This is a genomic window from Streptomyces sp. NPDC001156 (assembly GCF_053598275.1).
Genome location: NZ_JBSFJX010000102.1, coordinates 1 through 13,734, shown reverse-complemented (window position 1 = coordinate 13,734; position 13,734 = coordinate 1). Strand labels below are relative to the sequence as shown.

Genomic DNA, 13,734 nt, shown 5'->3' with positions numbered 1-13,734 from the left:
GCACCGGTGAACCAGTCGAGGTGGGCCCGGGACGAGGCGATGCTGGCGAGGTACTCCAGGAACTCGTGGCGTTCGGCGATTGCCGAGGCCTTGGCCATTCGTGACCTGGCCTCGTCGTACCGTCCCCACCGCATCGCCTCCTCGCCGACATTCGTGTGGCCCACCGCGACCATCGCCGCCTCAAGCGAATCGGCGACGTCGTCCGGGATCCGCCGGGCCTCGTCCCACCCGGACTCCTCGCCGAGCATGAGCAGTGCGAAGGCGCGTTCCACCGACAGGCGCATTCGCTCGTGGGGTGCGATCGACGGCGCCATCGCGGGTGCCTCGTGCAGCCAGCGCAGATGCTCCGAGACCGGCCGCGCGTTCCCGAGGGGGAGGGCGAGGAGAATGCGGGATCGGGCCGCTTCCCACGAGTCCGGCGCCAGATGGGGTACGGCTCCCAGTATCTCGAGCCGGCCCGCCTCGATCTCACCCGCCACCATGAGCACCCGGCCGATCTGGAAGCGGACCAGGGCCTCCTGCCCCGGGGTCAGGGCCTGGGTCCGCAGCGCCGACCGCAGGGATTCGATGATCTTCGAGTGGGGGTCGGAGCCGGGGAGGGACTGGAACTGGATCTTCGCCACCAACCCCACCAGCGGTTCCACTGGCAAGGCGACGGTGGTGACCAGGCTGTGGAGCAGCAGTGCAGAGGTGGCCACGTCACCGGACTGCATGGAGAGGTCGGCCGCCTGCTCCGTGTACCGGCACGACGCCTCGACGTCGCCTGCCAGCCGGAAGTGCCGTGCCAACTGCGCCACCGGCGGAAGCGGCCACTTCTCCAGCGCCCGGCCGGCGCGAAGATGCATGGCACGCCGCTCCTGGGCCGGGATGGCCTCGTACACCGCGTGGCACGCCAGGGGATGGTGGAACGACCACTGCCCGGGCCCGGCCTCGCGCAGCAGGCCGCACCCCATGGCCTCGGCGGCCTGCGCGGTGAACCGGTCCTCGGGCAGGCCGGTCACCGCCTGCAGGGTCGCGTAGTCGGCCGGGCCGGAGAGCACCGACACCGCGTACAGGACCGTCCGGGTGTCGGGTCGCAGGCGCCCGACGCGTTCGAGCATGGCGTCGCGGATCGTGGGGGGCACCTCGATGCGGTCGAGCCGGCGGCGCGCCCACCCGCCGTCCTGGCGGATCAGGTCGGCGCGGTCGTGCAGCAGCCGCACCGACTCCTCGACGGCGAGCGGGATGCCGTCCGTTCGCGCGTGCAGGAAGGACGCGAACTCGGTCGACACGTGCTCGCCGGCCAGCATCGAGGAGACGACCGCGGCGGTCTCGCCGATGTCCAGCGGCTTAAGGGTCATCCTGGCCAGGTGTGCGTCGGCAGGCAGTCGGGAGGTCAGCCGCAACAGCAGCGAGTCGGTCGGCACCTCCTCCCGTCGGTACGTCACCACCACGCTCACCGGCTGCGGCCGGCGTGAGACCAGGAACAGCAGGAACTCCAAGGTGGCCTCGTCCGCCCAGTGCACGTCCTCCAGCACCAGGACGGCCACGTCGAGCCGGCCGAGGATTTCGACGAAGGCGCGGAACAGCCGGTGCCGGGCGGCGGTCGCGTCCTCCAGCGGCTCCGGCGCCGGAGGCAGGTCGTCGGCCCACTCGGGGAACAACGGCCGCAGCGCGCCGCCAAGCCCGCTCAGGTGCAGCGCGACAACGTTGTCGAACCCGTCGCGGACCGCGTCCACGACCGCCCCGAGCGTGTACGGCACGCGCAACTCCGGGCAGGCCCCGACCAGGGCGCGACGTCCGCGTTCGGCCTGGGACGCGAGGAACTCCCGCAGCAGCCGGGTCTTGCCGACACCCGCCTCACCGTCGATCAGGACCACGGCAGGGGGTTGTCCGAGCGCCCCGCCGAGCGTGGCGACCTCACGGTCCCGCCCGACGAACCGCGGTACGGAAAGCGCAGGGAGTCCACCGGCGTCGCTGTTGGCCCGTCCCACCTGCGCCCGTCCCCTCGGTCGATCACCCCTGCGCCTGTGCCGACTGTAGCCGCGAAGGATCACGCGGGGAGGTGTTCGGCCCAGATAATTGACTCTACAAGCGATTGGTCATGGGTGTCCCGTCGGGCCGCATCCGCGATCCGGTCTTGGACGTTGGGCCGGAAAGTCCGGGTGACCGGGCCGTCCACGAGTTCCGGCGGCGGCCCGACGGTGAAGGTCTGCGCTCCAGTCCTCCAAGGAGCGCTCGGTGGCGAGGCCGCTGCCGTTGTCCGGAGGCGCCACCTGGCAGGGGTGTCAGGGCTCACGCCGCACGAGCTCTTGCCTTCGCCCACCTGCCGGGAGCAAGATCCTCGCGCCCGGTCAAACAGAGTTCGGGTGCCTGCGGTTCGGGGAGTTCCAATGAGCCTTTCCCGATGAGTACCCGTCACTCGCCGTGATCGCGGCGCTTGCACTGCGGACTGCGCGGTCCCCAAGTCAGGGCAGGCGTAAGGCCCCTGGTAGGGAACGATCTTGCGACGGATTGTTCTGACTGAGGGGCCTCACGTGTCGACCAGTGTCACATACACCGCGGTGCTCGATGTGAAGCGGTCAACCGCCGAGCACCTGGCCCGGCTGCTGCGCGATCACCGCATCGTGGCCAGGACCCGCAAGGGCAGGCGTGCGCTGGGCTGCTTCCGGCAGGCCGTGCTCGTGCTGCGCTGGTTCATCGACGGCACCCGCCTTTCCCAACTCGCGTGCGACCACGGGGTGTCGGCCTCCACCGCGTACCGCTACCTTCACGAGGGGCTGAGCGTTCTGGCGGCCGGGGCACCGGACCTCGCGACCGCTCTGGAGCGGGCGAAGGCGGCCGGGCTGACGCACCTGAACCTCGACGGAACCGTCATCCGCACCGACCGCGTCGCTGCTCCCGGCCCCAACGGAGCAGACCTGTGGTGGTCCGGAAAACACAAGCACCATGGCGGGAACGTGCAGGTCATCGCCACCCCGGACGGCTGGCCGATCTGGGTCTCACCGGTCCGCCCGGGCCGCGAGCACGACACCACCTGCGCCCGCCACCACGGTCTGATCGACGCCCTCAACCGCATCGCGACAGAGCTGGACATGCCGACCCTGGTCGACCTCGGCTACGAGAACGCCGGCGACGGCTTCCGCCACCCGCACAAGAAGCCCGCCGGAGGCGAGCTGACCGAGGCCCAGCAGACGTACAACAAGGTCATCCGCGGCATCCACGGCGTCTGCGAGCGTGCCAACTCCCTGCTCAAGACCACCTTCAAGGCCCTGCGCAGGGTCAGCCTCGACCCCAGCCGCATCACGAAGATCGCCGCCGCAGCCCTCGTCCCCTGCTCCAGCTCGAGTACGACCGCACCATCTGATCAATCACGCAACGTCATGATCCATTACTGGCAAAGACTCAGTGGAGTGAAACGTCAAGCGGGTCTGCTGAGCGGGTGGACGCTCAACAGCTGAGTCGCGCCAAAGCTGCAGGCCCTGGGCCGTGGTGAGGCCGTCCGAGGTCGACCAAGGATCACAGACGCCGACAGCTGCCGACCGTTAACCCGCAAGCCAGATGGTCGGCCACTGGAACGTATGCAGGTTAGGGACGTTGCGCCTGCCGAGAATGTCATCCATGCAGCTCAAGGGCTTGTTCGGTGCTGCGGCAGGATGAGCACTCGTGTTGCTTCGTCTCTGCGGGTGCCGATAAATCATCCACCCAGGCCACAGCCTTGATCGTCGGTTTGTGGCGTTGTTCCCCTTGCCTTCCCGTGGGCCCAGTGCGAACGGCACCGTGATCCCTCGTGCTGCTGCGTCTGGCCTATCTCGCCGCCACCAACACCTTCGCAGTTCTGCGTCTACTGCCGATGAGCGAACTGCGGCGCCTCCTGCTCCTGGTACGGCCGGACACGATCCTCCGCTGGCACCGCGACCTGCTCAAGCGAGGCCACGCGGCGACCTGCGTACCCAAGAGCCGCGGACGCCCACCCACGATCCGGTCGATCCGCACCCTGGTCCTGCGCCTGGCCAATGAAAATTCCTCGTGGGGCTACCGCCGGATCCACGGCGAACTCGCGGCTCTGAGCATCAAGGTTGAGGCCGGATGATTTATCGGCATGCACAGAGCGACGATCAGGCAGGTCGCCGCTGATCTGGGGATTAACCCGGAGACCTTGCATAACTGGATACGCGACGCGGGCGCCAGCCGTCCGCGGGGACACCGGGCCGAGGTGTCAGCCGAGCCACCCACGTCGCTGGAGGCGGAGAACGCCGCCTTGCGGGCGCCCGCAGCAGCCCAGGTGTCATTCAAGGTCTCTTGCCGACCTTGCTGCTGCAAGTATGCCGTCCACAGCAGAGCGGTCGGTCACCCGGCGCTGGTACTCATCGTTGCGCAGTGAACCGCCCATGGTCGGCCGGGGGTTGCGGTGGAGAGCCGGGCTGTCGACCGTGGCGCCGGCGCTGAAGTGAAGTTCCTGTGCACCTGTGATCCGCAGGATGCGCTGGGTGTTGCGGGCGTTGATCCCCCCGCCGGGCATGATGACAACTCGGTTGTCGGCCGCGTGTATCAGCTCGGCCAGTCGGGGTGCTCCCTCCAATGCCGTGGACTCCCCGCCGGAGGTCAGAACACGGTGGATGCCTAGGGCCGTCATCTCCTTCAGTGCGGCGAACTGATCGCGCGCCATGTCGAAAGCGCGGTGAAAGGTGACGGAGAGACCGCTGGCGGCGGTCAGCATGCGTCGCACCGTCGGCGTGTCGATGTCGCCCTCCGCTGTGAGCGCGCCGATGACTACGCCATGGGCACCGAGTGCTGCGGCGGTCTCGATGTCTCGGACCATGACCCGGATCTCATCGTCGTCGTAAATGAAGTCCCCTCCGCGGGGACGGATCAGGACGTGCACGCCGATGGCGGGTGCGGCTGCGACTGTGGCCTCGATCAAACCGGCGCTGGGGGTGATGCCGCCCTCGAAAAGGGCGCTGCACAGTTCGACCCGGTGGGCTCCGGCGTCCTGGGCGACGCGTGCCCCGGCCGCCGAGTCGACGCACACTTCGTACCGGATCCGTTGACTGGTGGTCGTCGTCGGCACTGTCGGTCTCCTTAGGTAAGTGCGCCGTTTTGCCCGGTCGGCACCGTGTCTGACGGGCTCTCGGCTCGCTGCGTTGCCGCGGCGCCGTTGACCCGGCGAGGACGTCCGTCACGTTGTTGGATGACACGTCCCAGTTTGGAGAGAATGGCGTTGACCAGGAGGTAGAGCGCGGCGACGACGATGTAGGTCTGGATGAGCAGGTGACTGTAGGTCGCGTATACCTGGCCGCTGTACAGCAGCTCGTAGTAGCTGACGATGTAGCCCAGCGAAGTGTCCTTGATCAGCCCGACGGCCTGGCTGATCAAAGACGGAACGACTCTGCGCAGCGCCTGCGGGAGCAAAATGATGCGCAGGGTCTGAAAACGTGACAGGCCGAGGGCTGCGCCGGCCTCGCGCTGGCCGCGGTCTAGGGACACGAGGCCGGCCCGGAAGATCTCGGCGGTGGATGCGGCGACCGACAGTGACAGCGGGGCGACCAGCTTCCAGTACAGCGGGAGGTTCAGACCGTACTTCGGCAGGGCGAAAAGCGTCAGGTAGATCAGTAGCAGAACGGGGACGGTGCGCATGACCTCCACGTAGGTGCTGGCGATCCAGCGTACGGGGCGGCGTGAGGACATCCGGCCGATGGCCAGTAGAAGTCCGAACGGGGCAGCGATGGCGGCGGATCCGAGAGCGGCTAGGAGGCTGTACCAGGCGCCGTTCAGCAAGAAGCGCCACACCGGCCAGGTACCGAACGGCTGCCACTTGTCGGTGGCCAGTTGTCCGTGCGAGGAGAACTGGTGTACGGCCAGGGCCACGGCCAGCAGGAAGGCGACGCCGGTGGCGAGGGACCACAGGCGTGCCCGGCGTTTGGCGCGGGGGCCGGGTGCGTCGAAGAGGAGGGTCGGTGTTGAGGTCATCGGACGATCGCCACCCTGCGTTCGATGAAGCCGCCTGCCAACCCGATGACGAGGGCCAGTGCCATGTAGGCGATTCCGGCACCGACGAAGACGGGGATGGGCTGGGCTTCTTGGAGGTTGACCTCGTTGGCGGCGTGAGTGAGCTCCACCACGCCTACTGCGGCGGCGAGGGAGGTGTTCATGGTCAGCGCTATGAAGACGTTGGTAAGGGGCTGAACCACGGCGCGCAGGGCCTGCGGCAGCACGATGTGCCGCAGGTTCTGCAGCGTGGTCAGCCCCAGCGCCCGTGCCGCTTCCGCCTGGCCCAGGCCGACGCTGTTGATTCCACTGCGGATCGCCTCGGCTGTGTATGCGGCCTCGTACAGGGACAGTACGATCACCGCGGTGGTGAACAGCGGGAAGATGATCCCGGCTTCGGGGAGGGCGAAGACGAAGAGCAGCAGCCACGCCAGCAGTGGAATGTTCTGGAACAGTTCCACGTAGGCGGTGGCGGCGCCTCGCAACGACGCCACCGGGCTGACACGGGCCGCTGCCACCAGCAGTCCGAGGAGTAGCGCGCCGAAGAAGGACAGCGCCATGAGCAGCAAGGTGCTCAGCAGGCCGTCGGCCAGTTGGGGCAGGTGATCGGTCAGGGCGGACACCGAGGGTCAGGCCTTCGGGGTGTAGACGTCAGGGACGGAGCCGGGGGCCGGGGCGGTGGTGTCGCCGAGGACGGTGCCGAGGCTGGCGTTCCAGACCTTGGTCCAGCTCCCGTCCTTCACCACCGTGGTCAACCAGTTGTTGACGAAGCCGGCCATGTCGCTCTGGTCCTTGGGCACACCGATGCCCATGTAGCCGGTGTCGAACGGCTTGCCGTTGACCTGGAAGTCGGGGTGGTCCTTGAGGTCGGCGGCGAGAGTGATGCTGTCCTGCACGTATGCGGTGCCACGGCCCTGGGTCAGCGCTTGAATGCAGGCCGGGTCGGTGTCGAAGGTGAGGATCTTCGCCTTGGGTGCTTCCTTCTTGATCTCGGCGATGGCCGGGGTGTTGGCACCGGCTATGACCGTCTTGCCGTCGAGTTCCGCCAGGGTTGAAACGTTGTCGCCCTTGCGGGTGGCGATCTCAAAGCCGCTGGAGAGGTAGGGGCCGACGAAGGTCACCTGCTGGGCGCGCTCGGGCGTGATGCTGTAGGTCTGGAACACCACGTCGACCGTGTGGTTCTGGAGCAGTGCCTCCCGCGTCTGGGTGGCGGAGCTGAGGATGTGCACGTTGGGCTTGCCGAAGATGTAGGTGGCCAGGAGTTGGCCCATGTAGGCGTCGAAGCCCTCGTACTTACCCGTGACGGGGTTCTTCTGCGACAGCAGCGGGGCGTCGGAGGAACCTCCGACGATGAGGTAACCGCGCTTACGGATCTTCGCCATGGTCGTGCCGTCGGCCATCGTCGCGTCGGCGGCCACCGGGGCTCCCTTGAGAAAGGATGCAGTGGAGTCGGATGAGCCGGCGGACTGGCTGCCCGGGCCGCCGGGGAGCGCCGATCCGCTGCCTCCGCAGGCGCTCAGGCCGAGAGCCAGGATCGACGCGGAGGCAACAGCGAGGAAAGTACGGCGGGACGTCCGCCCGGCAGCTGTGGATCTCATCGGTCTACTTTCGTGAGATGAGTGCTGTTTACAGGTTCTAACTGATTTGCCATCAACGTCGTCTGCTGGGGGCGGGCGAGGTGGCGGCGAAGGAAGGCGGTCCTGTGGTTGTGCCGGAAGGGCGTGGACGGCGTCAGCCGTGAGTGAGGACCTTGGACAGGAACTCCTGGGCTCGGCGACTGCGTGGCGCCGAGAAGAACTCTTCGGGTGCCGCCTCCTCCACGATGCGTCCTGCGTCCATGAAGACGACGCGGTCGGCGGCGGAGCGGGCGAATCCCATTTCGTGCGTGACGGCCACCATGGTCATACCGTCGGCGGCGAGAGTCTTCATGACCTCGAGTACCTCGTTGACCATCTCCGGATCCAGGGCGGATGTCGGCTCGTCGAACAGCATGACCTTGGGGTCCATCGCGAGGGCCCGGGCGATGGCGACCCGCTGTTGTTGCCCGCCGGACAGCTGGGCCGGGAACTTGGCGGCGTGTGCCGCGACCCCGACGCGGTCCAGTAGTTCCATGGCCCGCTCCCGGGCCTGTTCGGCTGGACGTCCCAGGACCTTGACCGGGGCCAGGGTCACGTTCTGCAGGACGGTCTTGTGTGCGAACAGGTTGAACTGCTGGAAGACCATGCCCACCTCGGCTCGCAACCGGGCCAGTTCGCGCCCCTCCAGCGGCACGGGACGGCCCGCGACCGAGATCTCCCCAGCGTCGGCGACTTCGAGCCGGTTGATGCAGCGACAGAAGGTCGACTTGCCGGAGCCGGAGGGGCCGGCCACAACGACGACCTCCCCGCGTGCGATGTCCATGTCGATGTCGTGCAGGACCACGTGCTCGCCGTAGGACTTCCGCAGCCCCCGGATGCGGACCATGGGCTGGTCCGCACCCTCACCGATCGTTGATCCAGTGGCCATCGGAAGGCTCCTGTCGTTCGTACGCATTGGAGGAATCAAACGTCCAACCGTCGAACTAAGTCAAGGCATTTCCCCGGGAAAATCCGTGTGGTATCCATGTCCAATGGACTATCAAAGGGATCACGTGCCGGAGTGGGGTTCGCCTGCCCACCTTCTGCGTCTGGTGGCGACAGGCAGCGCGAACTCCCGCTCCTCCCTGGTCCGTTTGGTGAAGCTGGCACCCTCGACCGTGTCCGCTCGGGTGGAGTACCTGCTCGAGCACCGGTACCTGGTGGAGTCCGGCAACGGCGTGTCTCAGGGCGGACGCCGTCCCAAGCTGCTGAAGATCCGCGACGGCGGAGGACTGCTGCTTGCGGTCGACTTCGGCACCAGCCATGCGCGGATCGCCACGATCGACGTCGCCGGCCGGCCTCAGGCCGTCACCGAATTGCCCTGGGACCTCGCCCAAGGCCCGGAAAGCACCGTTGACTGGCTGGTCGAACGCTGCCGCGAGCTCATGGACTCCCCCGACCTGTCCGGGGTGCCCGTCCGTGCACTCGGCGTCGGCTTGCCTGGCCCGGTGGAGAACCGCCGGGGCAGTGTGGTCCTGCCCTCCCGGATGCCGGGATGGCATGGCGCCGCGATCCGGGAGACGCTCTCCGAACGTTTGGAGATGCCGGTCGTGGTGGAGAACGACGCCAACCTCATGGCTGTCGGCGAGCACCTCAGCGCACACCCGGACGTCGACCACCTGCTGGTGGTGAAGATGGGCACCGGCATCGGCTGCGGTGTCATCTCCGCCGGCCGCCTGCACCACGGGGCGATGGGCGCGGCCGGCGACATCAGCCACGTCCGGGTCCCGGCCGCCGGCGAAACGCCCTGCGCCTGCGGCAACACCGGATGCCTGGAGACGGTTGCCAGCGGCGCCGCCATCGCGCAGGCCCTGCAGGCCCGGGGCGTGGAGGTCCACCACCCCTCCGACATCCTCCGGCTCGTCCAGGAAGGCCATCCCTTGGCGACCGGCATGGTCCGGGAGGCCAGCCGCAGCCTCGGCGAGGTCATGGCCACCGTTGTGAACTTCTTCAACCCCTCCCTGCTCGTCGTCGGCGGAGCCCTCGCCGGCGCTCCCCCGCTGTTGGCTGGACTACGAGGCGTCATCTATGAACGCTGCCTGCCGCTGGCGACGCAGTCGTTGGAGATCGAGGCGGCCTCCACCGGGCCCAACGCCGGAGTCATCGGCGCCGGCCTGCTCGCCCTGCAGCAGATCTTGTCCCACCCCAGTACAGAGGAGACGACCCGATGAGCGAAACCGGTGACCGGACCGGCAAGCGTCTTCGCATAGGCATCGGCGGCGTGCACATCGAGTGCAGTACCTTCACCCCCCACTCCACCAGCTACGACGACTTCACCATCCGACGCGGTGCGGAACTGCTGAACCTGTTCGACTTCACCCGCCCCGGCCAGGAGGACTGGGCAGAGGAGGTCGAGTGGGTACCCCTGGTGCACGCCCGCGCGGTGCCCGGCGGCTCGGTCGACCCAGCCACCTACGCGCGACTCGAGGACGAGCTGACCAATCGACTCAGGCAGGCCGGACCGCTCGACGGGCTGGTACTCGACCTGCACGGCGCCATGCACGTCACCGGACGCCAGGACATCGAGGCCGACCTCGCCGCCGCAGTCCGCTCTGCCGTCGGCCCCGACTGCCTCATCGCCTCGCCGACCGACTTGCACGGCAGCGTCACCGCCGCCCTGGTCGCCCAACTCGACCTGCTCACCGCTCACCGTCTGGCCCCGCACGAGGACGAATGGCTCACCCGCGCCCGTGCCGCCCGGCTCCTCGTGCACTGCCTGCGGCAAGGCATCCGGCCGTCCATGGCCTGGGTCCGCATCCCCGTCCTCCTCCCCGGAGAGAAGACCAGCACCCAGCAGCAACCCGCCCGCGGGATCTACGGCAGTCTGGCCGACATCGAAACACTCCCAGGTGTCCTGGACGCAGCTCTGTGGGTCGGCTACGCCTGGGCAGACGAACCTCGCAGCGCAGCGGCGGTCGTCCTCACCGGTACCGACGAGACAGTACTGCGTGACCAGGCGCACCGACTGGCCGAACGCTACTGGCAAGCCCGGGACGAGTTCACCTTCGTCGGACCCACCGGCACTGCTCAGCAGGCGGTCACCGCCGCCGTCGAAAGCACCCGGCGTCCCTTCGTCATCAGCGACTCCGGCGACAACCCCACAGCCGGTGGCGGAGGCGACACCGCGGACCTGCTCACCCTGCTCCTGGCGGACGACCGGATCGCCGAACGCGAACTGTCAACGATCTACGCCGGAATCCTCGACCCCCACGCGGTCACCCGGTGTACGCAGGCAGGCGTAGGCGGCACGGTGGACCTCATGGTCGGGGGCCGGCTCGAGGGCCCGACCGGGCTACCAGCACGTCTGACCGGGCGGGTCGACCTCCTCGTCGACGATCCCGACGGCGGTCCCACCGCCGTCGTCACAGCACGTACCGTCACTGTGGTCCTGACCAGCCGGCGCAGACCATTCCATCACATCGCCGACTTCACCCGCCTCGGCCTCAACCCCCACCAAAGCGACATCGTGATCGTCAAGATCGGCTACCTGGAGCCCGAACTTCACGACCTCGCCCACGACTGGATCATCGCGTTGACCCTCGGCGGCGTCGACCAGGACCTGCTACGGCTGGGCCATCATGAACTCGCCAGACCGCTCCATCCGTTCGACCACGACATGCCGGACCCGGACCTCACCCCACGGATCTTCCCGCCCCGTACAGCGGCCGAGCGCATCGGGGCAACCCTGTGAGCGCGTCGCTGTACCTTGGCGCGGACATCGGCGGCACCAAGATCGACACCGTACTCACCGATGGCGCCGGGGAGATGCTCGCCCACCGGCGGGTGCCAACCCCCGCCCAGGAGGGGCCCGTCGCCGTAATCGACGCGCTCGTGGCCACCCTCTCCGAACTTCGCGCACTCGCGCCCGCCGACCGCACGGTCGCCAGCGCAGGCATCGGAACACATGGCGTTGTCAGCCACCCAGAGGGCTCCATCGCCGTCGCCTCCCAGGCTCTGCCCGGCTGGACCGGAACCCCCTTGCGGCAGATCGTCTCCGAGCGCCTCGATCTGCCAGTCGTCGTCGACAACGACGTCAACGTCCTCGCCTACGGCGAACTGGCCCTCGGCGCCGGCCGCGGCCACCGCGACCTGCTGTTCCTCACCGTCGGCACCGGCGTCGGCGGCGCCGTCATCACCGACGGCAACATCGTGCGCGGCCAACACGGATCCGGCGGAGAAATAGGCCACGCGCCCTCGGCAGCAGCAGCGGGACTGCCCTGCAGTTGCGGCGCGGTCGGCCACCTGGACACCATTGCCAGCGGCACCGCAATCCGAAGGGCCTATGCCGAGGCAACCGCAACCCACACCGGGCCGGGCACCAGTACGGGATCGCTCGACAGAGGCCCTGACACCTCCGAGATTGTCGTTCTCGCCGCCAAAGGCGACTCCATCGCCCGGCAAGTGGTCACCAGTGCCGCTCATGCTCTCGGCGAGGCCATCGGCGGCCTCGTCAGCGTGCTCGACCCGGCCCTCGTCGTGGTTGCCGGAGGCATGGCATCCTCCGGCTCCATATTCTGGGACCCACTGCGCAACGCCGCCCGCGCCTCCACGCTCCCGCTCCTCCGGGGCATCGACATCGTCGGATCGCACCTGGGCACGGCAGCAGCGGCGCGAGGCGCCGCTGCGCTGGCCAAGAACGAAACGCCACCCTCCACGGACACCTGTGGGGTGCCATAACTCTCGTACCTGCTTCGACCTGGGACTTCGAGGCCCGCCTCCGATCATGGCATGCTCGAGCGCCGTGGTGCTCCGCATGGTCTATCTCGCCTTTGTGCTGCGGGTGCCGAAAACCTCATCCATAACTTGTGACGTGCAGGTTCTCCGAGGGTCGCGAGAGCCGCCCGTGCCGCCGGTCCCCGCACGGACCGTCGTCAGCCAGCTATTGCACCGCCGGGACCCGACCGCGACCGTGACCGCGCGATGAACGGTATTCTCCCGGCCCATGGCAGCGAACCGCATGAACCGCGAGGAATTCTTCGCCCAGTTGGCCGGCCTCGACGAGGAGCGGTTGAAGAAGGCGCTGTGGAACCTGTACTGGCGCGGTGCCGCGCCCGTGCGTGAGCGGATCGAGGCGGAGATCGCGCCCGCGGCGAGCGTGCCCAGACCTCGGGCAAAGAGCGCGCCGGTGGACCCGCAACAGGTCCTGGCACACGTACAGGAGTTCGTGGGCCTGGCCCGCGCCGGTTCCTACCTCGCTGGCGACCGCAAGGTGAGCCCCACCGAGCGGTCCCGCTGGCGGTTCACATTCCGACGCCACGCCGAGGCGGCCCGTGAGGCGCTCGCGGCCGACGATCCGCGTCCGGGCGAGGATGCGGTCACCGCGATCGTCGACCTGGCCTGCTATTGCAAGACCTACCAGTGCTTCCGTTCCGATGATCCGATGGAAGCCGCGAAGTTCGTCGCCTCGGATGCCGTCGCCGCGCTGTGGGCCACGATGCTGCAGCGCCACGGTCAGGTCGAGTTCGCGCAGCGGGCCATGCCGCAACTGGTCCGCTGGGAGTCGCGCTACGGCTGGACGCTCCGCGGCTTCGGCCAAATACCGGAACAGGAGACTCAGCTGGCCGTCGTCCTTGAACGACTGCTTCCGGCTCCCGACGCATGGGTGGCATGCGCAGAGCAGTATGTGGACGCCCTCGACCGTGTTGCTCAGACGCAGCAGGGGGCGACGGATCGTCGCGGCTTCGGCTACTCGGGCGCCGCCTACGAGGGCAAGCGCCGTGCCGACGATCTGCTGGACTGGCACGGCATGCTGCTGGAGCGGCTGCCGGACTACGACGCCGGCCATCTGCTCGACAAGATTGCCGTCCACCCGGCGTTGGACGGCGGCTACCTGCTGCTGTTCCGGGCCAGGCTCGCGCTCGCACGCGGCGACCTCGGGCAGGCGCGGGCACTGGTGACGCAGGGGCTGAACGACCTCCCGGGCCTGGACACGCTCCACGAGCTGGCGGCCGAGATCGGTGCCGATGTGCCAGAGCGCGCGCGGGGCGTCCGTGAGCGCCTCCGCATCACCGTGTCCCGCTCCTGAAGCCCGCGTTCCGGGTGGGGTTCCCGGCGACGCCAACACCGTTGCGTTTGAGTGTTGAGGTGCAGGTCAAGCCCTGGTGAATGACGCAACGGGACGTCCTGATAGATCAACTTGTTGCTGAGGCAA

The 13,734-nt window shown here is 68.2% G+C and carries 10 protein-coding genes and 3 pseudogenes; 7 read left to right on the top strand and 6 right to left on the bottom strand.

Annotated elements, in window-relative coordinates; translation table 11 throughout:
* Positions 1-1,436 precede the first annotated feature (1,436 nt).
* Positions 1,437-1,973, bottom strand: a pseudogene (locus ACWDA7_RS33360) (ATP-binding protein); the annotation flags it as partial.
* Between the two features lie 543 nt (positions 1,974-2,516).
* Between ACWDA7_RS33360 and ACWDA7_RS33355 the strand changes: the two are divergent.
* The 3 genes and pseudogenes from ACWDA7_RS33355 (at position 2,517) to ACWDA7_RS33345 (ending at position 4,363) form a co-directional block, all read left to right on the top strand.
* Positions 2,517-3,346: pseudogene (locus ACWDA7_RS33355) on the top strand (HARBI1 family protein).
* Between the two features lie 423 nt (positions 3,347-3,769).
* Positions 3,770-4,066: pseudogene (locus ACWDA7_RS33350) on the top strand (helix-turn-helix domain-containing protein); the annotation flags it as partial.
* 15 nt (positions 4,067-4,081) lie between these two features.
* Positions 4,082-4,363: a transposase gene (locus ACWDA7_RS33345; RefSeq protein ID WP_450609134.1), complete on the top strand. Its 282-nt coding sequence runs from the start codon at positions 4,082-4,084 to the stop codon at positions 4,361-4,363.
* Here the strand turns inward: ACWDA7_RS33345 and ACWDA7_RS33340 are convergent.
* From ACWDA7_RS33340 to ACWDA7_RS33320, 5 genes are all read right to left on the bottom strand, one after another.
* A complete protein-coding gene (locus ACWDA7_RS33340) occupies positions 4,268-5,050 on the bottom strand; it encodes a copper homeostasis protein CutC (RefSeq protein ID WP_450609132.1) in 783 nt (260 codons plus the stop codon). The two genes, ACWDA7_RS33345 and ACWDA7_RS33340, sit on opposite strands and share 96 nt — an antisense overlap.
* A gap of 11 nt (positions 5,051-5,061) precedes the next feature.
* Positions 5,062-5,949 (bottom strand): amino acid ABC transporter permease, encoded by an 888-nt coding sequence (locus tag ACWDA7_RS33335; protein WP_450609130.1) that lies wholly within the window; start codon positions 5,947-5,949, stop codon positions 5,062-5,064.
* Positions 5,946-6,590 (bottom strand): amino acid ABC transporter permease, encoded by a 645-nt coding sequence (locus tag ACWDA7_RS33330; protein ID WP_450609128.1) that lies wholly within the window; start codon positions 6,588-6,590, stop codon positions 5,946-5,948. Before ACWDA7_RS33330 ends, ACWDA7_RS33335 begins: the two co-directional genes overlap by 4 nt.
* A 6-nt stretch (positions 6,591-6,596) precedes the next feature.
* Entirely contained in the window at positions 6,597-7,565 is a 969-nt protein-coding gene (locus ACWDA7_RS33325; protein WP_450609126.1) for a glutamate ABC transporter substrate-binding protein, read from the bottom strand.
* 133 nt (positions 7,566-7,698) lie between these two features.
* On the bottom strand, positions 7,699-8,430 hold the full coding sequence (locus ACWDA7_RS33320) for an amino acid ABC transporter ATP-binding protein (protein ID WP_450609163.1): 732 nt from the start codon (positions 8,428-8,430) through the stop codon (positions 7,699-7,701).
* 145 nt (positions 8,431-8,575) lie between these two features.
* On the opposite strand from ACWDA7_RS33320, the gene ACWDA7_RS33315 reads away from it, so the two are divergent.
* The 4 genes from ACWDA7_RS33315 to ACWDA7_RS33300 all read left to right on the top strand — a co-directional run bounded on the left by ACWDA7_RS33315 (position 8,576) and on the right by ACWDA7_RS33300 (position 13,608).
* The gene (locus ACWDA7_RS33315) at positions 8,576-9,754 is read left to right on the top strand and encodes an ROK family protein (protein WP_450609125.1); all 1,179 of its coding nucleotides are present in this window, start codon (positions 8,576-8,578) and stop codon (positions 9,752-9,754) included.
* On the top strand, positions 9,751-11,274 hold the full coding sequence (locus tag ACWDA7_RS33310; protein WP_450609123.1) for a M81 family metallopeptidase: 1,524 nt from the start codon (positions 9,751-9,753) through the stop codon (positions 11,272-11,274). Before ACWDA7_RS33315 ends, ACWDA7_RS33310 begins: the two co-directional genes overlap by 4 nt.
* On the top strand, positions 11,271-12,260 hold the full coding sequence (locus ACWDA7_RS33305; RefSeq protein ID WP_450609121.1) for an ROK family protein: 990 nt from the start codon (positions 11,271-11,273) through the stop codon (positions 12,258-12,260). The genes ACWDA7_RS33310 and ACWDA7_RS33305 overlap by 4 nt, the downstream gene beginning before the upstream one ends.
* A gap of 265 nt (positions 12,261-12,525) precedes the next feature.
* Positions 12,526-13,608: a hypothetical protein gene (locus ACWDA7_RS33300; protein WP_450609119.1), complete on the top strand. Its 1,083-nt coding sequence runs from the start codon at positions 12,526-12,528 to the stop codon at positions 13,606-13,608.
* The last annotated feature ends 126 nt before the right edge of the window (positions 13,609-13,734 follow it).

Coding starts and splice junctions, on each gene's coding strand:
- ACWDA7_RS33310 (WP_450609123.1), top strand. CDS start 9,751: ATGAGCGAAACCGGTGACCGGACCGGCAAGCGTCTTCGCATAGGCATC.
- ACWDA7_RS33300 (WP_450609119.1), top strand. CDS start 12,526: ATGGCAGCGAACCGCATGAACCGCGAGGAATTCTTCGCCCAGTTGGCC.
- ACWDA7_RS33320 (WP_450609163.1), bottom strand. CDS start 8,430: ATGGTCCGCATCCGGGGGCTGCGGAAGTCCTACGGCGAGCACGTGGTC.
- ACWDA7_RS33325 (WP_450609126.1), bottom strand. CDS start 7,565: ATGAGATCCACAGCTGCCGGGCGGACGTCCCGCCGTACTTTCCTCGCT.
- ACWDA7_RS33315 (WP_450609125.1), top strand. CDS start 8,576: ATGGACTATCAAAGGGATCACGTGCCGGAGTGGGGTTCGCCTGCCCAC.
- ACWDA7_RS33335 (WP_450609130.1), bottom strand. CDS start 5,949: ATGACCTCAACACCGACCCTCCTCTTCGACGCACCCGGCCCCCGCGCC.
- ACWDA7_RS33345 (WP_450609134.1), top strand. CDS start 4,082: ATGCACAGAGCGACGATCAGGCAGGTCGCCGCTGATCTGGGGATTAAC.